Origin of the sequence: Paenibacillus lemnae (assembly GCF_012933385.1) — a bacterium.
Classification (GTDB): domain Bacteria; phylum Bacillota; class Bacilli; order Paenibacillales; family Paenibacillaceae; genus Paenibacillus_AQ; species Paenibacillus_AQ lemnae.
This window is the reverse complement of record NZ_JABBPN010000025.1, coordinates 23,728-47,448: the sequence shown is the minus strand read 5'-3', so window position 1 is coordinate 47,448 and position 23,721 is coordinate 23,728. Positions and strand designations below refer to the sequence as shown.

Sequence of the window (23,721 nt, the reverse complement as noted above, 5' to 3'; positions counted from 1 at the left end):
GGCTGTCCCTGACGGAAATATCTTTCCGGGGAACAACCGCTGATCATTAAATACCGTATTTCTTCTTAAATCTATCGACACGGCCACCCGCATCCAGGAACTTCTGCTTACCTGTGAAGAATGGATGACAGTTGGAGCAGATCTCTACGCGAAGGTCAGGCTTAACAGAACCTGTTTCGAACGTATTACCGCAAGCGCAAGTTACCGTGGTAACATGATATTTCGGTTGAATATCTTGTTTCATTAGACTTTCACCTTCTTTCCGCCCTGAGCCTCATGCGGACCCAGAGTAAAATGGACATATAAACGAAGTATAGCACGTGTCTTACAATTACGCAATAGCCTAGTGTGAAGCCCATAAGGTTGCAGCAGATTGTCAGGTGGTCACAAGGATGACCCTGCACCCTGTATCTGTAAGTCCTCTCCTCCAGCTGCTCAGGTTATTCATTTACGTTGTGGTAATTCTTCGCTTGGGACGGCGCAAGCCTTCTGGCGGCACGTGTGTGAAGGAACCGATAACGACATCCGGCAGCTCCTCTTGAAAAATCTCAATCGTCTGCTTCATGCCAAGCACTTCACCGCGTGCCGGAGGAATCAGTCCCAGGTAACTTTCCGGATCAATGTTCAGGTTGCGCAGCTGAATGAGACGCAGACCGGTACGGCGTGCAAACTCAACCATGGCTTCCACCTCTTCTTCCCGGTCTGTTACACCCGGAAATATGAGGTAGTTAATGGACGTATATACGCCTTGATCTGTGGCATACTTCAAAGACTTCTCCACATTCGCCAGATTATAGCCCCGCGGTTTGTAGTATGCGTTGTAATGATCATCCAATGCGCTGATGGTACTAACACGCATTAAATCCAGTCCGGCATCTACAATACCACGAATGTGATCTGTCAAGCCGGCATTCGTATTGATATTAATGTAACCCTGCTCTGTGATGGACCGGACCTCTCGCATCGCCTCAATAATGATTTTGGCCTGGGTGGAGGGTTCACCTTCACAGCCCTGACCGAAACTGATAATGGATTCAGGTGTTTTAAGATGCTCCAGCATAATTTGAACCAATTCATCACTGCGGGGACGGAAATCCATACGGGTCTGGGGAGCAACAAAACCGCTGTCATCCGGCTGTTCCGAGATACAGCCAAAACATCCTGCATTGCAGGAATAAGACACCGGCACTGCGCCTTCCCAACGGTTGAGAAACGTGTTGGAAGCCGTCAGGCATTCGTATCCCAATGCACAGTTAGAGAGATGCTGATACAGCCGATTTTCGGGATACTTCTCCGTCAATTTTTTGACACCCAGTTCCAGTTCGGACACATCACAATTCAGTGGATTCCACTTCTCCGGATCATCACTTAAACGGGCTGCTGTGTAAAAAGCTCCATCTTTCCACACTACCGCAGAGTATCCGAACAGCGGAAGCTTATACTCCTTGTCACTCTTCACATAGCCCGGTATACAAAGGCGGGTATAACCCTGCGGCAGCAGTGCTCCAACAGCCGTCTGTCCTGAAGGAAGTGCCTTCATCTCTCCTGTATTGCTGTCCATTCCGATCGCACGGGTGTTAGGAAGCCCGACAAGCGTTGCCCCCTCCGGCAGTGGAATCAATTCATCTTCCAATATTTCAACATACATATCGCCGCTGCGGGCAAGTCCGAACAGTTCGTCATGGTCATAGACATTACCCTGTTCATCTGCGTAAACCAAATACATGTCGGTCTCCTATTCTATAAGTAAATTCTGCGCGTACGACAGATCAGCTTTGAGACGCTGAGGCTGCAGAAGGACGGGATGAGCGCCTTGGTGCGCTCGTGCCTGATGCAGAGCTTCCGCTGGATTGGCTGCCTGCCGCACTAACGTCAAATGAGGCCAGGAATTCCGCATTGGTCTTGCTGTCGCGCATTTTTTTGAGGAACCCTTCTACAAAATCAGCCGAGTCATTCATGGTCTTGCGAATTGCCCAGATCGTATCGAGCTCTTCCTTGCTGAGAAGCACCTCTTCACGGCGGGTACCCGAACGCCTTATATCGATGGCCGGGAAAATGCGGCGCTCTGCAAACTTACGGTCCAGATGAAGCTCCATGTTGCCGGTTCCCTTGAATTCCTCATAAATGATATCGTCCATCCGTGATCCGGTATCCACCAGAGCTGTAGCCAGAATCGTCAGGCTGCCGCCTTCTTCCACATTCCGTGCCGAGCCAAAAAACCGCTTGGGACGGTGGAATGCTGCAGGATCGATACCGCCGCTGAGCGTACGTCCTGAAGGCGGAACGACCAGATTATAGGCACGCGCGAGACGTGTGATGCTGTCCAGCAGGATAACTACATCTTTTTTATGCTCTACCAGCCGCAGGGCCCTCTGCAGAACAAGCTCAGCCACCTTGATATGATTCTCTGGAAGTTCATCGAACGTGGAAGCAACCACTTCACCCTTAACCGAGCGCTGCATATCTGTCACTTCTTCAGGCCGTTCATCAATCAGGAGTACAAACAGTTCAATGTCGGGATGGTTAGTTGAAATACTGTTGGCTAATTCTTTCAGGAGGAGTGTTTTCCCTGCTTTCGGCGGAGCGACGATCAATCCGCGCTGTCCAAGTCCTACAGGAGCAAGCAGATCCATAATCCGGGTAGACAAATGAGTAGGGGACGTTTCTAAAACCAGCTTATCTTGCGGGTAAAGAGGAGTTAGCGCAGGAAAATGCAGTCGTTCTGACGCGATCGAAGGGTTCTCTCCGTTCACCGCATTCACCTGGAGCAGTCCGAAATAACGTTCATTTTCTTTCGGTGTCCGGCATTTACCAGATACCAGATCTCCTGTTCTCAAATCAAATTTTCGAATTTGGGATGCGGAGATATAAATATCTTCTGTGCTTGGAAGATAATTGATTGGCCTTAAAAAGCCATAGCCTTCCGGAAGTACCTCGAGCACACCTTCCATGAACATCAGGCCGCTTTGTTCAGCCTGTGCCCGGAGAATAGCAAAGATCAATTCCTTTTTCTTCAGTGTTCCATAGTACGGAATTTGATATTTCTTCGCGAGCTTGTAAAGATCGGTTAGCTTCATTCCTTCCAAATCGGAAATCTGTAGATCCATTCCATTACCACCTATTCCATTTTGATTCTCTTAAGATCGGGTGCCGTATTTAACTATCATTCTATTCGTTCTATGATGTTCTATGATGGCATCACTAGATAAGGATTACCCATTTCAAAGAGAGATATGCAGGTTTCTCTTTAAAATGGGCCTGGGCTCATTCCTTACTCCGTTTCACGCCATACATCGGCACCGAGCATCCGCAGATTGGTGACCAAATGGTCATAGCCGCGGTCAATGAACTCGACACCCGTTACTTCGGTTACGCCTTCCTGCACCGTCAATCCCGCAATTACCAAGGCCGCTCCTGCCCGAAGATCTGCTGCTTTTACCTTCGCTGCATTCAGCTTGGAACCCTCCACAATAGCAGAGCGTCCCTCAACCCGGATTTTTGCGCCCATCCGAACCAATTCCGGCACATGCTTGAACCGGCTGCTGTATATAAAATCACTAAGTACACTCACGCCATCTGCTTGTGTCAGCAGACTGGTCATAGGAGATTGAAGATCTGTCGGAAATCCGGGATAGACAAGCGCTTTAACATCAACATGCTCATACCGGTCTTTACCGATGACCCGAATGCTCTCGTCACGCTCTTCAATGCCTACGCCCATCTCAATCATCTTCGCAGTCAGTGCTTCCAAGTGTTTGGGTATCACATTGTCAATCACAACATCACCGCGTGTAGCCGCGGCAGCGATCATATACGTCCCCGCCTGAATTCGGTCGGGAATAATGGAGTGTCTGCAGCCTCGCATGGAGGTCACACCCTCAATCCGTATGGTCTCCGTACCAGCACCCTTAATGATGGCGCCCATGGAGTTCAAAAGTGTTGCAACATCTATAATTTCAGGCTCTTTTGCCGCATTTTCGATAATGGTTGAGCCTTTGGCTTTGGCAGCCGCCAGCATAATATTAATCGTAGCTCCGACGCTGCTGACATCCAGATAGATTTTGGCGCCCCGCAGCTCCTTGGCATGCAGATGGATGGCACCATGTTCATTCGTGACTGTTGCGCCCAGCGCTTCGAAACCTTTAATGTGCTGGTCAATCGGACGAGGCTCGAAATTACAGCCGCCCGGCAGGCCGATCACTGCTTCCTTAAAACGTCCCAGCATGGCACCCATCATATAATAAGAAGCTCTAAGCTTCTTGACAGAGCCGTTCGGCATAGGTATGGATTTAATTTCAGAAGGGTTTATCTTCATTTGATGGCCGTCCCAGGAGACTTGTCCGCCTAAGGACTCCAATATTTCGGCATACACAGCTACATCGCTTAGAAGAGGCAGGTTATCCAATATCACTTCACTTTCCGCCAGGATGGCGGCAGGAATCAAGGCAATCGCGCTGTTTTTGGCACCACTGATGGTTACAGTGCCCTGCAGCGGGCGTCCACCGCTGATCATCAATTTTTCCATATGCTTAAGGGTCCCCCTAAATCACTTGCTGCAGAATGGGTCTGATATTTAACCACTTCTTAATAAAATGGAAAAACACCGGCAAGCGGTGTGTATTCCATAAAGATGCTATGAAAGCGGGCGGCTCTCAAGAGCCGCCGCTGTCTGGCTAAAAAAATGCATTAAGCCTGGTTGCTGGATCCAAATTCGCGCATTTTACCGATAACCGTTTGCTTGATCGCTTCACGGCCTGGTTTCAGGAACACACGCGGATCATAAGCTTCCTGCTTATCATTCAGCACTTCACGCACTGTCTTTGTGAATGAGATCTGGTTCTCTGTGTTCACATTGATTTTGGAAGTTCCCAGGGAGATAGCTTTCTTAATGTCATTGGTCGGGATGCCTGTACCACCATGAAGAACCAGTGGAAGGCTAACCGCATTGCGGATTTCTTCCATCTCTTTGAAGCCGAGATTTGGCTCACCTTTGTAAGGACCGTGAACAGATCCCAGCGCAGGAGCCAGGGTGTCGATGCCTGTTTCGTTTACGATACGTACGCAGTCGTCCAGCTTCGCGTACATCACGTCACCGATCACGTCATCTTCCTGTCCGCCAACCATACCGACTTCCGCTTCTACAGAAACGCCTTTGGCATGCGCATATTCCACAACTTCTTTGGTTGTAGCGATATTGGTTTCGATCGGGCTATGGGAATCATCGATCATGACCGAAGTAAAGCCGGCATCAATTGCAGCCTTGCACTTCTCTACACTGGAGCCATGATCAAGATGAATGGCAACCGGAACTGTAATTTTCAGATCTTCGATAAGGCCTTGAACCATCTTAACGACGGTGTTGAAACCGCCCATATAGCGTGCTGCCCCTTCAGATACGCCAAGAATAACCGGGGACTTTTCTTCTTCTGCTGCTTCAAGAATTGCATGAGTCCATTCCAGGTTGTTAATGTTGTACTGACCCACCGCATATTTATCCTGCAGGGCTTTGTTAAGCATGTCTTTCATCGATACTAATGGCATGGTTCATCCTCCTATTGTGGTATATCTAGTATATAGCCGACGTTCTCATACGATTAGTATTATACCACAAGGAAGGATAAATACTAAATATTCAAATTCTGAAAATCGCCCTGCACAGGCTGCCGATAAAAAAAACAATTCCGCTTGGGCAGAATTGAAGTCTAAGATGCTATATCGCTTTGCTCTGGAGCTGCATGTTGACAGCCAGTCTCATTTCGTCGATGTCAAATGGCTTCGTAAAATGCATCAATGCACCTAAATCGGTAGCCTCTTTAATCATATCCAGCTCTCCGTACGCCGTCATCATGATCACTTTAATATCCGGATTCATCTGCTTGATGTGCTTCAGGATTTCAAGTCCATCCATCCCGGGAATCTTCATGTCCAGCAGGACTAAATCCGGCACATGGTTTCTTACAATGTCGAGAGCAATTCGGCCGTTCGCCGCCTGAAAGGTTTCATATCCCTCGCTGCTGAACACTTCCATTAACAGTATGCGAATTCCGTTCTGATCATCTACGATTAGAACCTTATGCTTATTCATGAAACACCCTTCCCATCCTCAATCAAGTGTACATCAACATTCCATTTCATTTCCAAGTATTAGCCTTTAACTGTATTCGCCCACCGGTTCGTAATTCCTGCATAATAACCAAAAAATACCTGAAAAATCGAATCTTTTCATGGTTTTTTTATCAAGGCCTTAGTGCAAACGTTAGCGCAGCGGTGACATGGTTAGACACAAAAAAGCCTCCCTGTACAGGGAGGCTGGATGTTTAGGCTTGATGCTTCAAAGAAGCTTTAACAAACTCGCGGAACAACGGCTGCGGACGGTTAGGACGGGATGTAAACTCGGGATGGAACTGAACGGCCAGGAACCATGGATGCTCCGGCAATTCAACAATTTCAACCAATCTTCCGTCCGGAGATGTACCGGAGAAGCGGAACCCGGCTTTTTCCATCGTTTCCCGGTATTGATTGTTAAATTCATACCGGTGACGGTGACGCTCGTATACCAGTTCATCGTTATAGCAGGCTTCCGCCAAAGATCCCGGAACCAGCTTGCAAGGGTACAGTCCCAGGCGCATCGTGCCGCCAAGATCCTCGATATCCTTTTGCTCCGGAAGAAGGTCGATCACCGGATAATCCGTTGACGGATTAATCTCGGAGCTGTTCGCACCATCCAGGCCTGCCATGGAACGAGCATACTCAATGACCGACACCTGCATGCCAAGGCAAATACCAAAGAACGGGACATTCTTCTCACGGGCATATCGAATCGCTGTAATCTTACCTTCGATCCCCCGATCGCCGAAGCCGCCCGGAACCAGAATGCCGCCGATGCCGCCCAGCATCTCTTCAACGTTCTCGTTCGTAATTTCTTCCGCATTGACCCAACGGAGTTTCACCTCTGCATTGGCGTCAAAACCAGCATGAGACAGGGATTCAACGACACTGAGGTAAGCATCATGCAGTGCGACATATTTGCCGACAATGGCAATTTCAACGGTCTTCTCCAGCTTGGATACCCGATCTACCAACGCTTCCCATTCCGTCATATCTGGCTCAGGCGTATCCAGTTTCAGATGATTGACCACAATGTCGTCCAGGCCTTCCTCACGAAGGTTCAGCGGCACCTCATACAAGGTAGAAGCATCCCGGCATTCCACAACTGCGTTCGGATCAATATCACAAAACAGGGCGATCTTCGCTTTCATCTCTGTAGAAAGCTCATATTCGGTACGGCACACTATGACATTCGGCTGGATACCGATGCTGCGAAGCTCTTTAACACTATGCTGTGTCGGCTTGGTTTTAACTTCACCGGCTGCTTTAATGTAAGGGATCAGCGTAACATGAATGTACATCACGTTATCACGGCCTACCTCGCTCTTGATCTGACGGATGGCCTCAAGAAACGGAAGGCTTTCGATATCGCCTACAGTGCCGCCGATTTCCGTGATAACAACGTCGGATCCCGCTTCACGCCCGGCGCGGAATACGCGCTCCTTGATTTCATTCGTAATATGAGGAATAACCTGAACGGTGCCGCCCAAATATTCTCCGCGCCGTTCCTTACTAATAACGGAGGAATATACTTTACCGGTTGTGACGTTGCTGTTCTTCGACAGGTTGATGTCGATAAAGCGCTCATAGTGACCGAGGTCAAGGTCCGTCTCTGCGCCGTCATCCGTAACAAATACCTCACCATGCTGGTAAGGGCTCATCGTACCCGGGTCTATGTTAATATAAGGATCGAATTTCTGAATCGTGACCTTCAGCCCTCTATTCTTCAGCAGTCTGCCGAGCGAGGCCGCCGTAATTCCTTTACCCAAGGAAGAAACAACCCCGCCTGTTACGAAAATATACTTTGTCACAGTAAAAACCCTCCTAAATAATTTCGAAAAAATCAGGCGACATATGATGTTTATAGTAACCCTAATCCCCGTGATTCATCATCAAAAGGACATAAAAATAAACGGTGCCCGCTTTTGAATATCAAAGCGAGCCGACCGGTTCGTATAGTATAAAATCTCTTAAAAAACAAAAAAAGTGACCCGCAGTACGGGGCACTTTCATATCTCACTTATTTAAACCTCAATCATAAGCCCAAGCAATAGTTTACTCTGTGGCTGCTCTCCTTGTCAAGAGACGGAAGGGGCATAAATCATTCAAATTACGAGCTGCATCAAATTGTTCGTAATCCTCAGGAAATCCTAGAGGTCGTCGTCATCCTCAGCGTCATCGTCGTCCTCAGACTCCTCGTCCTCGGCGTCGTCATCGTCCATATCCTCGTCGTCGATCTCGACCTCTTCATCGACTTCTTCGTCACTGTCGTCATCATCGTCGTACAGCTCGTCATCATGATCCTCGTCTTCTTCGGCGTTATCATAATCCTCGTCTGCATCATCACCGGTGTAAGTATCTTCTTCTTCCGTGAAATCATCATCATCGTCATCTTCATCATTGATGATGCGTGGACGCTTCGCATTCGCTACCGGATCATCAGAACGCTCCAGCGGATACCACCGTTTAAGGCCCCATAGATTCGTACCCACGCACGCAAAACGACCGTCAATGTTAATCTCTGTATATAATTGGGCAATCGTTTCGTTAATTTCTTCCTCTGTGAAGCCGCGGAGCTTGGCCACCTCGTTCATCAGATCACGGTAATAGTAAGGTGTATTGGCCGCTTTCAGAACCATAAAAGCCAGGTCAACCATCGGGATTTCCTGGATCTTCTCAGGATCGATTTTTAAATGAATGGTATTACTCACTAACGTTCACTTCCTCTCATGCAATCTTCAATTTGCACCGTCTTGATATTCAACATATCCATTATCAAAACTAAGTAAAACCTATTTGCTGTTAAAAATCAAGTTTTTAAAACCGTAAATCCAGACATGGAAAAAGGCGAAGATGATCTCCTCGCCTTCCGACTGTATCCGCCCCAAGGATGAACTCCTTGCTGGATTTGTGAGAGAACATCATGTTCTCTACACCTATCTTATGTAGCCGCCCTGCCTTTGACACGACAATCAGGCCTATTTCCCGGAAAAAGGGCAATCTCCCATTCGGGCCCCCCCTGCTGTTCATACAATACTTCAGCAATGGTTCATCCGAAAGGGGGGGTGCCAAGCATGAACTACACCCGAGTCATGCAATCTCTGCTTATGGACGTCCATCCTGTCCGGAGACTGCAGGGAGAAGAACGGCGAATCCTGACGTTTCATGACCCCGGGCTTTTCCAGAACTGCGTACAGGCGTTGAACATGGTTACGCAGTCAGCCTCCGTCACCGCTGACATGGTGGATTATGTCTCACTGAGCAGCTCTATGATCGCCCCGGCCCGCTTCACGCAGCTGCTGGAGGCGGAGTTCAAGCATGATATGACGGTCGAAGAAGATGAGGTAGTCCGCATCAGCGCCGTACCGGGAAATATGGGATCAGGTCCGGGTATACCCTGGGGAGTTAAGGAAATCAAGGCTCCGCAGGCTTGGTCGATCTCTACCGGACACCGGGTCAAGATCGGTGTCATCGACACGGGTGTCGATTTCAGTCACCCGGATCTGCAGCAGTCCCTTCATCGGGGAATCAATCTGGTGCACCGGGGATTGCCTCCTTTTGACGACAACGGACACGGCACCCATATCTCCGGCACCATTGCCGCTGCGAACAGCACCCGGGGTATGATCGGCGTTGCGCCGAGATCCGCCGTGTTCCCTGTGAAAGCTTTTGATGCGAACGGTTCCGCGTACGTGTCGGATATTGTTGCCGGTATCGATTGGTGCGTGCGGAGCGGTATGGAGATCATCAATATGAGTTTCGGTATGCAGACCCGAAGCCGTGCACTGTTAGATATCGTCAGCAAAGCTTATCAGTCCGGTGTGGTCATTGTCGCCTCCTCAGGCAATGATGGAAAGCGCCGTTCTGTCGATTACCCTGCCCGCTACTCCCAGACGATATCTGTAGGCGCGACAGACCGCAAACGTAAAATCGCTCCATTCAGCAATCGGGGACAATACGTGGATGTTTACGCCCCCGGAGACAAGATTGTTTCTGCCTGGCTGCATGGCAAGTACCACGAAATGAGCGGCACCTCCATGGCCACCTCTCATGTGAGCGGCACCATTGCTCTGCTGCTCGCGCAAAAGCCCGGTCTAAAGCCAGCTGTCATTAAAACACTGCTGCAAAAAACATCCGTCCCGATCCGCCTGCGCAGAACGGCCTCGCTGACGGACGGTGAAATCAATACACTGAAATTTCTTCGGGAAGGCATGAAATCATCCGGATAAAAAACAGCCGTCTCAATTGGATGAGACGGCTGTTATGGTGTTGAGAAGACTGATTTTTCTTACATCCGTTCCGGTGCAGATACACCCATCAGGCGCAGTACGTTGGCAATAACGGTTCTTACAGCACCCAGCAGGGCAAAGCGAGCTTGTGTCTGCTCCGTATCTTCTGTAATCACACGTTCCGCCTTGTAGTAGCTGTGGAACAATGAAGCCAGCTCATACACATAACGAATGAGACGGTGCGGTGCATAATGCTCGGCAGCAACTGATACCTCCTGAGGCAATTCGCCAATCTTGCGAAGAAGATCAAATTCATGTTCTGTGCTTAGGCGGGAGAGATCTACTTCTAACAGCGGCTGCAGTTGAATGTTCTGCTCTTCCGCCTGGCGGAAGACGCTGCAAATCCGGGCATGAGCATATTGTACATAGAAGACCGGATTTTCATTGGATGTCGAAACCGCGAGATCCATGTCAAAATCCAGATGAGAGTCCATGCTGCGCATCGTAAAGAAGTACCGGATGGCATCCACGCCGACTTCGTCCATCAGATCCTCCATCGTGACGGCTTTGCCGGTCCGCTTGGACATTTTGACCTTTTCACCGTTCTGGAACAAGCTGACCATTTGAGCAATAAGCACTCTCAATTTGGCCGGATCATTCCCGAGCGCTTCCATGGCGGCTTTCATCCGCGGAACATAACCATGATGGTCAGCACCCCAGATATTAATCATCTCGTCATAGCCGCGCTCATACTTATTGCGGTGGTACGCGATATCCGGCGTCAAATAAGTGTAGGTTCCGTCATTCTTGACCAGTACCCGGTCCTTGTCATCTCCGTAATCGGTCGTCCGCAGCCAGGTAGCGCCTTCGTGCTCGTACGCCTCGCCTTTTTCCTTGAGCTCTTCCAGCGACTTGATCACCAGTCCGTCTTCATAAAGAGAGGTTTCACTGAACCACTCGTCAAAATGCACACGGAACCGCGCCAAATCACGCTTGATCTTGCCAAGCTCTTTCTCCAAGCCGTATTCCCGGAAAAATGCAGTCCGTTCGCCAGGTGTGAGAGACAGCAGCGTGTCGCCTTTTTCCGCAACCAGTTCCTTCGCGAATCCCTTGATATCCTCACCATGATAGCCATCCTCCGGCATCTCGGCGGGCTGGCCCAGCTCCTGGAGATACCGGGCTTCAATGGATTTGCACAGGTTCATCACCTGATTGCCAGCATCGTTAATGTAATACTCACGGGTCACTTCATAACCTGCAAAATCCAGCACGTTACAGAGTGCATCTCCTACTGCTGCGCCCCGGGCATGACCCAGGTGTAGGCTGCCGGTCGGATTTGCACTGACGAATTCCATCTGGATTCTCCGGCCCTCTCCGACAGGAACACGGCCATAGTTGTCGCCTTCTTCCTGAACCAGGGCGATGACCGGATAAAGGTAGTTTTTGTTCAGCGTAAAGTTAATAAATCCGGGTCCGGCGATCTCAGCCTTCTCAATAGAAGCTTTGCCGGTGTCCAGATGTTCAAGAATAGCCTCCGCAATCTGGCGAGGGTTCTTCTTCGCAATCCGGGTCAGCTGCATAGCCGCATTGGTTGCCAGGTCGCCATGAGACTTGTCCTTTGGCACTTCCAGCGCAATGTCAGGCATTTCCTCGCGGGATATCAGTCCTGCAGATACCGCAGCTTCGGCAACAGCCTCTGCCACGAGCTGATGAATATGATCTAGTGGATTCAATGTCATGTTTCTTGTGCCTCCTGAATAGTCAAACTGATGGAAAAGTGTCCTGTACAATCCTCAAACACATATAAATCATACTCCCACGAAGCGCTGCCGGACATGCCATGGAGGTCCACATGCATTCGCTGGGTATGTGTAGATAATTGAAATGAGGTGAATGGGGAACGGTAAAAGCCGGGCATATTTTGGCCGAGCCGGAATGCTTGCTCTGACTGTACCTCGCCGTGACGGAGAATCTTGACCTCGTCCATGCTCAGTTTAACCGTAGCTCTCGTACTGCCTTGATGAGGCCCCATCCTCGGTTCTTCATAACGAACATAAAGGGCTTCCCCTTTGGCAAATACCTCTGCCGGAAGCTCATGCACCGTATTTTCTCCTCCATGCATACTGTGAAGGATAATCGTGGTCTGTTTGCGGTCTGGCATCGTGCGATCCTCTTTTCCTTACCTATTGTATTACTATATCCAGTATAGGGCATCAATTCAAATGAGATTATAGGGGCAGCAGCGCTACAGTCTCTTTCTGCTCTAACCCGGCAATCATATCATTCCAGGCCTTCGGCTTGTTCGGCAGCACCGCATAATACCGCTTCAGGAAGTTGATGATCAGCTCTGATGGAAGCTTGTCCACTGTATCCTGTGTCGGCATAAAGCAGAAATCAAGACCGCTTACCGCTTCACCATCATTGTTCCAGGACGGATGAACATATGGAAGGTCTGTCCGCTTGTAGCCCAGATGGGACAGCACTTCCCTCCGTACAAAAGGATCCATCGGCTTTACGCCGCCGAATTCATAATCCTGCACACGATACGGATCGTAAATTTCGGCAAACATGCCAAACAGCTCTTGTCCTCCATTTTCTGATGCCAGTGCCTGCAAATCTTTTAAGCGGTTTTGTGCCAAAAAGCGGCCGATTCCCAATCCCTCGCGACCAATGATCGTGAAATCGGTCATGGCGACATTCCAGTCCTCATAGTAGCGATATTCCGTCGTACCCACGACTTCATGCTCATGCACAGCGACGAATACCCGAATGCCTGGGTCTTCAAGCGGTTCCTTCCACAAGCTGAACTCCAGCACTTCTTCGGGGGGGAATACTTCTTTCATTAAGTTGTGCATGCTGCGGAAGAGCGGGTCTTCAATCGATTGAATACGGATATATTCCAAGGTTAAGCCTCCTTAGTTTTTGAAAGGGTTTCTCCACTCCATCAAAGCCGCATAATTGCAGGACTCTTCGTCCTGCAGGTAGTTGGCAGCTACGCCGAGCGGGGTGCGTCCACAGCGCAGAAGGAAGGTGATGACCGGGTCCTTGAGGGTTCCTGTCACCACCTGATCCAGATATTCCTCTGCGGTCATGCCAGGGGCATGCTCATGGTATCCGGGCATACGCCCGCCGCCAAGCAGACGTTCAAGATCCTGCTCCACCGTTACATGATAAAGCGCCTGAATCAGCCATTTTCCCAGACCGAGACGGCGGAAGCGCGGCCTTACGCATATGTCAGCAATATACAGTGTGTTTCCATTTGGTTGATGGGTGCCGATATACCCGTCGTTTGTGGTCTCTGCCCAGGAATGGGCCGGCACCTTGGGATCATAATCTACAATTAAGGATGTAATGGAGCCTGCCAGGACACCGTCCACCTCTACACAAAGCGCCCCCTCCGGAAAAATGGTGACATGATTATGCAGCTGCTCCTCATTCCACCACTGCTCCGGCGGATAAGGCGGCGGAAAGGTCTCGGATTGAATGACCATCAGTTCCTCAAAATCTTCCGGAGTATAATTCCGAATTATGGCCGGAACTGGTGTATGTCCGTCAAATACATAAAAGGGTTGATGAAATGTCATCGCCTAAACGTACCTCCTAATGTGTGAGATGGGCGTACCCTGCCAGTACCCGATTACTTCCAGTCGGGATACAGATCGATCCGGCGGTCACGCCAGGTCGTGACCGAGCCTTTCTCCCGGACCTGATACAGCAGATCCAGATCGAGATCAGCTGTGACGATCATATCATTGTTGATTTCACCTTCCGCAAGCAGGCCCTGCGGAGGAAATGGAATATCATTCGGTGTAATGATCGCAGCCTGGCCGAAGTTGGCCCGCATGAGATCTACGGTCGGCAGGGATCCAACGGTGCCGGTCAGAACGACATAGACCTGGTTCTCAATGGCCCGGGCATGGCTGGTGTAGCGCACCCGGTGGAAGCCGTGTCGGTCATCTGTACAGGACGGACAGAAGATAACGTCAGCTCCCTTCGCTTTCGCCATCCGGACAATTTCCGGGAATTCGATGTCATAACAGGTCAGCATGGCAATCGTGCCGAAGTCGGTCTCGAACACCTGGAGATCTTCCCCAGCGCCCATATTCCATCCGGTAATTTCCGAAGGAGTAATATGTATTTTAGCCTGCTCCGCAATTCGTCCGTCCGGGTAAAACAAGTGGGCCACATTGTACAGCTTGCCTTCTCTGCGGATAACATGGGTTCCCCCGATAATATGAATCCCGTAGCGCTTTGCAAAATCCTGAAACAGCTGACGGTAGCGCTCTGTAAAGTCAGGCAGATCATTAATGGTCAGTGCTTCACCCTGATCATCTCCGATCGACATCAGCTGTGTGGTGAAAAATTCGGGAAACAAGACAAAGTCCGCTTCAAATTCCTCGGCTGTTTTTATATAATGCTCGCTCTGGCGGGCAAAATCTTCAAAGGATGCAATCGTGTGCAGATGGTATTGAACGGCGGATACACGAAATTTCATGATGCGCCTCCTTTATTTTTTAGTAGGATGTCCCCATTATATCGGATACTGCAGGGGTCAGCGCAAGTGCTGCGCTTTTAAATTCGGTCCAAACCAAAGAAGCATCCCCCGCCAGCCGCAGGCTGAGACAGGGGATGCTTCTTTGGTTAAGTTCCATGCGGATCGCCCCTAACAGAGGGAGGTCCGCATGGAGTGATCTTAAGCCGCCGGGGCGGGCAAACGGCCGCCCGCAGGCAGCATCGCAGTGAAGGCCCCGAGGCAGCCCCGCAAGGGGATGGCCGAAGCAGGACCGCGCGCTCGCACCCACCCTGCTTCCTTACACGTACCGTACCTTAACCGCCAATTTCGGGGGTCCAGGGGGCAGCGCCGCCCTGGGGTCCTCCCCGGCGGGAGGATTTAGGAGGGGGATGGCACAAACCCGAGCAGCATCTCGCGGATCAGCTTCGCTGCCACGATCTGCGTCTGCTCGCTGGGATCATAGATCGGCGCGACTTCCACCAGATCGCAGCCGACCACGTTAACATCGGCATTCGCGATGAGATGCACTGCCTCCAGCAATTCCTTCGAAGTAATACCGCCTGCTTCCGCAGTACCAGTACCCGGTGCTGCGGAAGGATCCAGCACGTCAATGTCAATCGTCACATAGACCGGACGGCTGCCCATGGACGGCAGTGCTTCCTTCAGCGGCTGAGCCACTTCAAACGGATGGAAATTGATGTTCTTGTGTCCGAACTGGAATTCCTCACGGGAACCGGAGCGGATACCAAACTGATAAATATTGCGTCCGCCCATCAGTTCAGCGGCTTTGCGGACCGGCGTGGAGTGGGACAAAGGCTCGCCCTCATAATGCTCCCGCAGATCAGCATGTGCATCAATATGAATCAGGATCAGATCCGGATATTTGGCATACATCTTCTGGATGATTGGCCATGTCACGAGATGCTCGCCGCCCAGACCGATCGGAAACTTGTCGTCTTCCAGGAGCTTGCCCACATAATCGCCGATCACATCCAGGCTGCGTCCGGCATTACCGAAAGGCAGCATCAGATCACCGGCGTCGAAGTAGGTGATATCTTCAATGCTTTTGTCCAGATAAGGGCTGTATTCTTCCAAACCAACAGAGGCCTGACGGATCCGGGCTGGGCCGAAGCGGGAACCGGGACGGTAGCTGACGGTGAAATCCATCGGCATGCCGTAGATGACCGCTTTGGAGTCTTCATATTGGTCAGAGCTCAAAATAAACACATTGCCGGAGTATCCTTGTTCCAGTTTCATTGGTGTCATGCTCCTCCTTATTTCACCAGATCTTCTACGAATTTAGGCAGTACAAAAGCGGCCTTGTGCAGGCGCGGCGAGTAATATTTGGTATCCATCTCATCAATCGCAGACTCGTCCACTTCCAGCGGATCATGCTTTTTGCTGCCCATCGTAAATGTCCAGAGGCCGCTTGGGTAGGTTGGAATGTTCGCACCATATACACGTACGATCGGGAAAATCTCCTTCACATCCTTGTTCACCTGCTGGATCAGATCCGCTTTGAACCAAGGGTTATCGGTCTGTGCCACGAAAATACCGTCTTCCTTCAGCGCTTCATAGATGCCTTGATAGAAACCGCGCTCAAACAATGGCGCTGCAGGTCCCACAGGTTCCGTGGAATCGACCATGATCACATCGTATTCATTTTTATGTTCAATAATATGCATATACCCGTCGTTGACCAGCACTTCGACCTTCGGATCGTCGAGCTTGCCGGCAATCTCAGGCAGATACTGCTTGGAATATTCGATAACCTTGCCATCAATTTCAACGAGCACGGCTTTTTCCACGCCTGGATGCTTGATCACTTCACGAATGACACCACCGTCTCCGCCGCCTACAACGAGCACTTTTTTCGGATTCGGATGTGTATTCAGAGCGGGGTGAGCGACCATCTCATGATAGACAAACTCGTCCTTAATCGTCGTCATGACCATACCGTCCAGGACGAGCATGCGTCCAAATTCCTCCGTATCGATCATATCGAGCTGTTGAAACTCCGTCTTCTCATGTACAAACGTTTCCCGTATTTTCGCTGTGATGCCGAAGGTCGGCGTTTGTTTCTCTGTATACCATAATTCCATCGTCTCTACCTTCTTTCCGCTAGAATAATGTTCAGCCGTCCAGATCCAAGCCGTAAAACTTTATTGAGGCAGATGCCGCGTGTTTCACATCTTTTTCTATTGTACCAAACAAAGAGTATTATATTAAATCAAGCCCAAATTGCAACCAAATTATAGAGCTGCCCTCACACCGCCTCCAAAAGTGTAGTCCATTTCATGAATATCCTTCCAGATACAGCCCCATAATGAATATATGATGAATCATGATCTTATCCCGCAAAGAGGTGCGCTCAGAAATGAAAGGACACAACATCTCATCCCATAAACGCCGTAAATCCCTGGCATCCAGACTAATATCCTTTCTCCTGATCCTGCTTGTACTCTGGGTCGTTGCCGGCGGAGCTGTACTCGGATATCTCTATATTACGCCCCTGCCTGTCGCAAAAACTGAGCGGGCTTCCCGTCTGCTGGACAGCCAGGGTGAGGTCATCGCCACGTTCTCTGCCACGGGACGTTCTTCAGAGCGGGTTACGCTGGATCAAATCTCTCCTCTCCTCATTCAGGCGACGCTGGCTGTAGAAGATCGCAAATTCTACGACCATCCCGGCTTTGACGTAAAAGGGATGGGCAGAGCGGTACTCGTCAATCTGGAGCATATGAACAGCAGGCAGGGGGCGAGCACGCTGACCCAGCAGCTGGCGCGGAATCTGTATCTGTCTCATGAAAAAACGCTGACCCGCAAGCTGAAAGAAGCCCGCTATACCGCCCAGCTGGAGATGAAATATACCAAAGATGAAATTTTGGAAATGTACCTGAATGAAATCTATTACGGCCATGGCGCCTATGGGATAGAATCCGCGTCCAGAATGTATTTTGGCAAACCGGCAAAAGACTTAAATCTGGCGGAGAGCGCCATGCTCGCGGGAATTCCCAAGGGTCCTACGTATTACTCGCCCTATAACCATATGGAAAATGCGGTAAACCGCCAAAACATCGTTTTAAATGCCATGACCCAGACAGGAAGCATTACCGAAACCGAAGCGAGCAAGGCTGCAGGTGAGAAGCTGGCGCTGCTGCCGCAGGACCGGCAGGAGAATAAGTTGAGCGCTTCTTTTTTCCGGGACTATGTTAAAAACCTCGTGACCAGCCAATTCCATATTACGGAGCAGCAGCTGGAACAGGGCGGGCTTAACATTTATACGACACTGGAGGCCCGTTCCCAGGAAGCGGCTGAAGCAGCAGTGTCCAAAGAGCTGGGCGGCGATACCGAGCTGGAGACTGCGCTGGTGTCCATCGACCCGAGGACCGGCTATATCAAGGCGATGGTAGGCGGAAAAAATTACCGTGAAAATCAATACAATCATGCTCTGGCCAAAACCCGGCAGCCGGGTTCCGCCTTCAAGCCGATTATGTATCTGACTGCTATTGCTTCAGGGAAGATGACGAGCGCTACCATGTTCAACAGTCAGCCCACGCTGTTTCATTATGACGATAACCGCAAAACCTACCAGCCCAGCAACTTTGGAGACAAGTACCTGGGTGAGATCAATATGAGGCAGGCCATTGCAGCGTCGGACAATATCTATGCGGTCAATACCATTTTGCAGGTCGGTGCAGAGCAGGTGGCAGATATGGCCCGCAAAATAGGCATTACCAGCTCGCTTCAAACGGTGCCGTCCCTGGCCCTGGGTACATCACCGGTCAGCCCGCTCGAAATGGCGTCTGCCTTCTCCGTCCTGGCAGGCAGCGGCAAGCGGCTTCCTGCTACCGCAGTTCTTCGGATTACGGACGCCGCCGGGAGAAGTCTCTACACGGCTCCTGAAGAACATGGCGAACAGGTTGTGGATCCTGCCGCTGCATATGTCCTGACCCACATGATGGAAAGTGTGTTTGAAGACGGCGGCACGGGGCGCAGAGTGTCTGCGCTCATGAAGCGCCCGGTTGCAGGCAAAACAGGCACCACAGATACCGATGCCTGGCTGGTCGGCTATACCCCTGAACTGTCAACCGCCGTATGGATTGGCTATGACAAGGGCAGGGAGATCACCACGGCCGAAGCCCGGCATGCGGCACCTATTTTTGCCGAGTATACAGAGAAGGCTCTCGCAAACGTTCCGCCCAAAATTTTTCCGATTCCCGAAGGCGTTGTCAGCGTCTATATCGATCCCGCAACCGGCAAGCTCGCCGGCGCAGACTGCCCGGATAAATCGCTGGAAGTCTTCCTGAAAGGCACCGAGCCTGCTGAGTACTGTCAGCATGGCGGAGATGAGGAGCATCCTGCAGCAGAATCTGCTGAGACCAAAGATACGCATAAACAAGAAGAACACTCCTGGTGGTCTGACTTCAAGCGGTGGTGGGTGGAGTAAAGGTCCTCTCCTGTTCTATACATTACTGTTGTATTTCCTTTGTCTCTTCAAGCTGATAGACCTGCAGCTCTCCATTCTTCGCGGTCAGCAGATATGCCGACTCAAATGCTTTCGTTTGGGTCGATCCGTCCTGCTGCTTAATGTCATACACCTCGGAGGTCGTAACTTCATAAGTATTGCTGGTTTTCTGCCGGAAACCGCGAACTTCAACCTGGAGCACCTTCTCCGTGATCCCTTTCTTGTTCAGATACTGGATATAATCCGAGGTTTCCTGGTATGCCGGACCGGAAGGATCCAGAAGCGTCTTTACCTTGTCGAACTTGCCGGAATTTACAGCCTCGACGTAAGACTCCGTATATTCTTTCATAAAAGACTGTAAGGTTGTCAGTGTCACGGCTGTATCCTCAGCGTCCGTGTCTTGCAATACTTCTGAATTTGATTTCCACTGTGACTTGTACAGAATCGGCGAAGGTTCCCGAACCTCCTCCAACTGGTCGGTTTCAAAGCCCCAGGCCGTGGAATCGGAGGCGATCAGCCACTTATTCAGCTTCTCGCTGTATACAAGAATGGTTCGGCTGTAATTATCCTGAACTTCAAGCTGGGGCGTCTCTCCTTCCGGATAGCTTGCGGCTTCCAGCATCGGCTGCAGCACGACGGCTGCCCGCCACTCCCCTTCTTCGAAAACAAGCCTGAACGAGCCGATATCAAAAATCGTGCCTGAATATTTCGACGTATACGCATAGTCACTGTTCACAAACTGAGCAATCACCTCCAGCATGGCATCTGTATAGTCTTTAGTGACACCGCTGTATTTCGTCATATCCCCGGTGACAAAAGCCTCCATATTCTCTTTGGCATGCTGGCTCAGCCGAGTAATCATCATCTCTTGAAATTCCTGCTGGCGGGTGAAATCAAACACCAGGTAATCTTCATCAATCGCTTGTTCGCCGCTTTTCATGGTTCCCCATGGAAAATCGCCTTCGAGTGTTAATTTCACGGAACCGTCTAGTGGAACAGGACCGAATCGGTCGGTTTCAAACGGATTGACATCGATTTTCTTGCCGTTAATATAAATACGGCCTTCCAGCTCCAGCTCTTCCCGAAATCCGGTATCCCAGACCACCATCTCTCCGTCCAGCTCCAGGTCTACAGTTCTGGTTCTGTCCGGCTCCCATACTTCCGTTTCGACCGTCTCGTTCAAGTTGATATAGTCATTTTTCAGCTGGGCTCCAACCGTGTATACTCCGGGAACATAAGGTCCGGCCTCGACCTCAAAATTGGCGTTGTCGGACACCGCTGCCTGCTTTCCATTCACGGTCAGTACGGTATCTGCAAAATTCGTCTGCAGCTTGAAATAGACAGGTTCTAAATCAAGGCGATAGGTATCAAACATCAGCATCTTCCCGTCTTTCTCCAGATTGAGGATTCCGTCCAGCGGCTCTACTGACATCTCCTTGTTCTTGGCCGCCTCAGCCTGTTCCTTCAGCCCGCTGAGCAGGAAATCTTGCTCTTCCGGATGCTGCTTCAGGTATGCCATCAACGCGGTGATGCTCTTCTCATCCAGTACCAGCTTCGGGTCTTTCGAGGTCAGAAGATCGGCGGTTTGTGCAGCATCTTCTGAAGCCAGCGCTTTCTCGAACCGGGTAACCAGTCGCTCCGGTGAAGCGTAATATTCACCTGCTTTATAAGTGCCAAACAGAAGCACCACGAGCAGCACGGCCAGCCCGGCAAACCATTTCTGCTTCCGGCTCAGCCCCTTGGCCGGCGCGGGCGAGGCTGAAGCTACCTCAGCACGGGCATACTGTGCTTCTTGTTCTCCTTCTGATGCTTGCACATTTCGTGCTTCCAGTGCTTCGATTCCGGCTTGTGTGTCCGTGCCTGTCCCGCATTCTCTGCAAAATTTCGCCTGATCCGACAAGCCTGTGCCGCATTCTCTGCAATATCTCATATATTCTCTTCCCCTTCTCAGCGGTCGTCGATGTACGTTATAAATATTTCAGGGCCTCCTGCATGGCAGGAGGCCCAAAGAAGATTCTTAAAGTCCGAATGGTAAGTTCATCATGGAAAGAAGCGATCTGCCAATAATCATCACCGTAACCAACAGCGCAGCATAGATGAGCAGGATGGCATACAGTGTATCCAGCTTTGCACCAGGAACTCTTTTATAGTCTACGGCAATTAGGACAGGGATCGTAAAGAATGCTCCTATAACTCCGATGGCCAGCAAATTGCCGCCCAAACCGATTTCCATGAAAGCCAGCAGAAAGCCGACAATCACGATAGCAATAAACGGAACCAGCAGCGTACCGAACCGGGCGAAGATTTCCTTGATGTCCACTTTTGTATTGGTCGCAAGCTTTACTGCCCCGGTCGTATAAACAGCCGTCAGGCCCAGCAGAAGCATCAGCCACAGCCATGGTTTAAGAACGACATCTACAAAGGGACTACCATAACGATCCAAATAATCGCGAGCTTCCCCAAGCGATAAATAAGTCATTAAAGGAATCAGCAGTGCAAAGATGACCATCGTAATGATGCCGTTTATGAGCTGCTCACTTCCGGTGCGCTGAGCCGCAGCAAGCGGGTTTTTCAACACATTCACGAAATACTGAAAATACATTTTCGAATTCTTTTTGGCGCTCTCCAGATATGCATTCGTTTGTGAAGGTCCTGTTCCTGGCTCTGATGCTGATGTATGTACGGTCTTTGTGTTCACTGATGCAGGGGGGGAATAATAGGTCTGCCCAGCAGACGCCTCCTGATCATGTCGTGCATTGTCTGCAGTACCAGCAGCTGTATGTTCCGGACTTTCTACACTTTCTACACGTTCTGCGCTGGCTGCTGCTTCTTCAGCCTCCGGCGTCGTGTCTTTCTCCGGTTCCGCCACCAGACGGTTTCCGCATTTCTCACAAAACTTGCCGCTGACATTCTCATGTCCGCAAATGGAACAAATCATCGTTTTCCTCCTTGTCAGACCACACAGATTACAGGAATGGGTCGCCCTAAGACAGGCGGTCCTGTTTCTTTGAGATCGTATCGTGATAAAAGTGTGAGTCTGGAACTATTTTAGGTATTAGTATATATGCGCTTTTTAGGGAATGAAAGGATTTTTTCAAACTGCCGGAGACTAATGTGCCCTGCTAATTATTTTGTTTATACTATATAGAAGGAAGGTGTAGCTTATGAATGATGATCAACTTGGCACGCGTCACCGTGATGCTCAACCGCTGCCAGACTGGCTTTATGCCCTAACTGCTCTGGAAGCAGCCCCCCGGCTGCTGGGACAGACCCTGGTGCGCCGAACGGAAGACGGAGAGATCCGCTGCAGAATTGTGGAGACGGAAAGCTATGGGGGACTTGAGGATAAAGGTTCTCATGCATACGGCGGGAGACGTACGAACAGAACAGAAACGATGTTCCATTCCGGCGGAAAAGCGTATGTGTATCTAATCTATGGCATGTATCACTGCGTTAATGTCGTCACGGGAGCCGCTGATGACCCTCAGGCTGTACTTATTCGTGCCGTGGAGCCGCTCACCTCTCATGACGCGGAGCTGATGATCCGGTACCGGGGCAAGCTTCCAGGGGGTAAACCGATTAATATGAGCAATGGGCCGGGTAAATTATGCCTCGCACTTCGCATTGACAAAAGTCTGAACGGATGTGAGCTGAAGCGGCAGGATAGTCCGTTGTTTCTCGAACATGGAGACGATCTCACCCGGCTGTCCATCGTTCAAGCGTCGCGGATTAACATCCCCTACGCCGAAGAATATGCCGATAAACCGTGGCGGTTTTATATACCGCGCCATCCTTACGTGTCCATCCACGATAAAAAGGCTGCTGACTTCCCTATTCCCATGTAATCCCCTGCACAACATTCAAATCATGATTTGAATGTTGTGCAAAATGGGAGTATATTGGAATTAACATTCAAAGCTTTGTTTGAATATAATGGTGAGAAGTTTCAGATCATCATATCGCAGGAACACATCAAGGAGGTTGAAACCATGACGGCAGCAGATATGAAGCTTGGACCTGCGGGAGCTGGCAGCTCCGCAGAGGTGTGCGACGCGTTCTGTCCTTCATCGGAGGCGGTTTCCCGTTTAAAGGAACAGATTTTAGAAGACGATATTGTGGGCATGAGCGACATATTCAAGGCTCTGGCGGACCCGACACGGGTCAAGGTTGCTTATATGCTGGACCTCGGCGGGGAGCTGTGTGTCTGTGATGTGGCGGAGGTGCTGGGCAGCTCTACAGCAACGGCCTCCCATCATTTACGGACCCTGAAACAGAAAAACATTGCCTCTTCCCGGAAAGAAGGCAAGAATGTATATTATTCTCTTAAGGATGATCATATCCGGACCCTGCTTCATATGACGATGGAGCATCATAGGGAGAAGGTGATCCTGTGAGCAGACATCACC

At 50.3% G+C, this 23,721-nt stretch carries 22 protein-coding genes; 4 read left to right on the top strand and 18 right to left on the bottom strand.

The genetic code is table 11. The features are described 5' to 3' along the window. Positions 1 to 46: 46 nt before the first annotated feature. The 8 genes from rpmE to rpoE all read right to left on the bottom strand — a co-directional run bounded on the left by rpmE (position 47) and on the right by rpoE (position 8,819). The gene (gene rpmE, locus HII30_RS19375; RefSeq protein WP_006207505.1) at positions 47 to 244 is read right to left on the bottom strand and encodes a 50S ribosomal protein L31; all 198 of its coding nucleotides are present in this window, start codon (positions 242 to 244) and stop codon (positions 47 to 49) included. Positions 245 to 448: 204 nt separating this feature from the next. Next, on the bottom strand, positions 449 to 1,726 hold the full coding sequence (locus tag HII30_RS19370) for a radical SAM family protein (protein ID WP_169506692.1): 1,278 nt from the start codon (positions 1,724 to 1,726) through the stop codon (positions 449 to 451). 43 nt (positions 1,727 to 1,769) lie between these two features. Then, entirely contained in the window at positions 1,770 to 3,107 is a 1,338-nt protein-coding gene (gene rho, locus HII30_RS19365; protein WP_169506691.1) for a transcription termination factor Rho, read from the bottom strand. Between the two features lie 164 nt (positions 3,108 to 3,271). Further along, positions 3,272 to 4,525 carry a UDP-N-acetylglucosamine 1-carboxyvinyltransferase gene (locus HII30_RS19360; RefSeq protein ID WP_169506690.1) on the bottom strand — a complete coding sequence of 418 codons (1,254 nt, stop codon included), beginning with the start codon at positions 4,523 to 4,525 and terminating at the stop codon, positions 3,272 to 3,274. 161 nt (positions 4,526 to 4,686) lie between these two features. Beyond that, on the bottom strand, positions 4,687 to 5,541 hold the full coding sequence (fba, locus tag HII30_RS19355) for a class II fructose-1,6-bisphosphate aldolase (protein WP_169506689.1): 855 nt from the start codon (positions 5,539 to 5,541) through the stop codon (positions 4,687 to 4,689). 169 nt (positions 5,542 to 5,710) lie between these two features. Then, positions 5,711 to 6,085 (bottom strand): response regulator, encoded by a 375-nt coding sequence (locus HII30_RS19350; RefSeq protein ID WP_169506688.1) that lies wholly within the window; start codon positions 6,083 to 6,085, stop codon positions 5,711 to 5,713. A gap of 232 nt (positions 6,086 to 6,317) precedes the next feature. Then, positions 6,318 to 7,919, bottom strand: a complete 1,602-nt coding sequence (gene pyrG, locus HII30_RS19345) for a CTP synthase (protein WP_169506687.1) — start codon at positions 7,917 to 7,919, stop codon at positions 6,318 to 6,320. A gap of 339 nt (positions 7,920 to 8,258) precedes the next feature. Further along, positions 8,259 to 8,819 (bottom strand): DNA-directed RNA polymerase subunit delta, encoded by a 561-nt coding sequence (gene rpoE / locus HII30_RS19340; RefSeq protein ID WP_169506686.1) that lies wholly within the window; start codon positions 8,817 to 8,819, stop codon positions 8,259 to 8,261. Between the two features lie 363 nt (positions 8,820 to 9,182). Here rpoE and HII30_RS19335 point away from each other — a divergent pair, with 363 nt between their 5' ends. Next, on the top strand, positions 9,183 to 10,337 hold the full coding sequence (locus HII30_RS19335) for a S8 family peptidase (RefSeq protein ID WP_169506685.1): 1,155 nt from the start codon (positions 9,183 to 9,185) through the stop codon (positions 10,335 to 10,337). A 59-nt stretch (positions 10,338 to 10,396) separates the two neighbouring features. Here the strand turns inward: HII30_RS19335 and argS are convergent, their stop codons facing one another. The 8 genes from argS to speE form a co-directional block, all read right to left on the bottom strand. Further along, entirely contained in the window at positions 10,397 to 12,076 is a 1,680-nt protein-coding gene (gene argS / locus HII30_RS19330) for an arginine--tRNA ligase (protein ID WP_169506684.1), read from the bottom strand. Further along, complete coding sequence (locus tag HII30_RS19325; RefSeq protein WP_169506683.1) at positions 12,073 to 12,498, bottom strand: YwiB family protein; 426 nt, start codon at positions 12,496 to 12,498, stop codon at positions 12,073 to 12,075. The genes argS and HII30_RS19325 overlap by 4 nt, the downstream gene beginning before the upstream one ends. Before the next feature lie 67 nt (positions 12,499 to 12,565). Then, on the bottom strand, positions 12,566 to 13,240 hold the full coding sequence (locus HII30_RS19320; protein WP_169506682.1) for a GNAT family N-acetyltransferase: 675 nt from the start codon (positions 13,238 to 13,240) through the stop codon (positions 12,566 to 12,568). Between the two features lie 12 nt (positions 13,241 to 13,252). After that, entirely contained in the window at positions 13,253 to 13,921 is a 669-nt protein-coding gene (locus HII30_RS19315) for a GNAT family N-acetyltransferase (protein WP_169506681.1), read from the bottom strand. Positions 13,922 to 13,974: 53 nt separating this feature from the next. Next, on the bottom strand, positions 13,975 to 14,832 hold the full coding sequence (locus HII30_RS19310; protein ID WP_169506680.1) for a carbon-nitrogen hydrolase family protein: 858 nt from the start codon (positions 14,830 to 14,832) through the stop codon (positions 13,975 to 13,977). 19 nt (positions 14,833 to 14,851) lie between these two features. Next, positions 14,852 to 14,989 carry a hypothetical protein gene (locus HII30_RS19305; protein WP_169506679.1) on the bottom strand — a complete coding sequence of 46 codons (138 nt, stop codon included), beginning with the start codon at positions 14,987 to 14,989 and terminating at the stop codon, positions 14,852 to 14,854. A gap of 239 nt (positions 14,990 to 15,228) precedes the next feature. Continuing rightward, positions 15,229 to 16,107, bottom strand: a complete 879-nt coding sequence (speB, locus tag HII30_RS19300; RefSeq protein WP_169506678.1) for an agmatinase — start codon at positions 16,105 to 16,107, stop codon at positions 15,229 to 15,231. Between the two features lie 17 nt (positions 16,108 to 16,124). Continuing rightward, entirely contained in the window at positions 16,125 to 16,952 is an 828-nt protein-coding gene (speE, locus tag HII30_RS19295) for a polyamine aminopropyltransferase (protein WP_169506677.1), read from the bottom strand. Between the two features lie 275 nt (positions 16,953 to 17,227). Here speE and HII30_RS19290 point away from each other — a divergent pair, with 275 nt between their 5' ends. Further along, on the top strand, positions 17,228 to 19,297 hold the full coding sequence (locus HII30_RS19290) for a transglycosylase domain-containing protein (RefSeq protein WP_169506676.1): 2,070 nt from the start codon (positions 17,228 to 17,230) through the stop codon (positions 19,295 to 19,297). A 22-nt stretch (positions 19,298 to 19,319) separates the two neighbouring features. Here HII30_RS19290 and HII30_RS19285 read toward each other — a convergent pair whose 3' ends face one another. Then, the gene (locus tag HII30_RS19285) at positions 19,320 to 21,245 is read right to left on the bottom strand and encodes a zinc ribbon domain-containing protein (RefSeq protein ID WP_169506675.1); all 1,926 of its coding nucleotides are present in this window, start codon (positions 21,243 to 21,245) and stop codon (positions 19,320 to 19,322) included. An 87-nt stretch (positions 21,246 to 21,332) separates the two neighbouring features. Further along, the gene (locus tag HII30_RS19280; protein ID WP_169506674.1) at positions 21,333 to 22,253 is read right to left on the bottom strand and encodes a zinc ribbon domain-containing protein; all 921 of its coding nucleotides are present in this window, start codon (positions 22,251 to 22,253) and stop codon (positions 21,333 to 21,335) included. 226 nt (positions 22,254 to 22,479) lie between these two features. Here HII30_RS19280 and HII30_RS19275 point away from each other — a divergent pair, with 226 nt between their 5' ends. After that, a complete protein-coding gene (locus HII30_RS19275; protein WP_169506673.1) occupies positions 22,480 to 23,160 on the top strand; it encodes a DNA-3-methyladenine glycosylase in 681 nt (226 codons plus the stop codon). A gap of 144 nt (positions 23,161 to 23,304) precedes the next feature. Beyond that, positions 23,305 to 23,709, top strand: coding sequence for an ArsR/SmtB family transcription factor (locus HII30_RS19270; protein WP_246246731.1), 405 nt, complete (start codon positions 23,305 to 23,307; stop codon positions 23,707 to 23,709). Positions 23,710 to 23,721 lie beyond the last annotated feature (12 nt).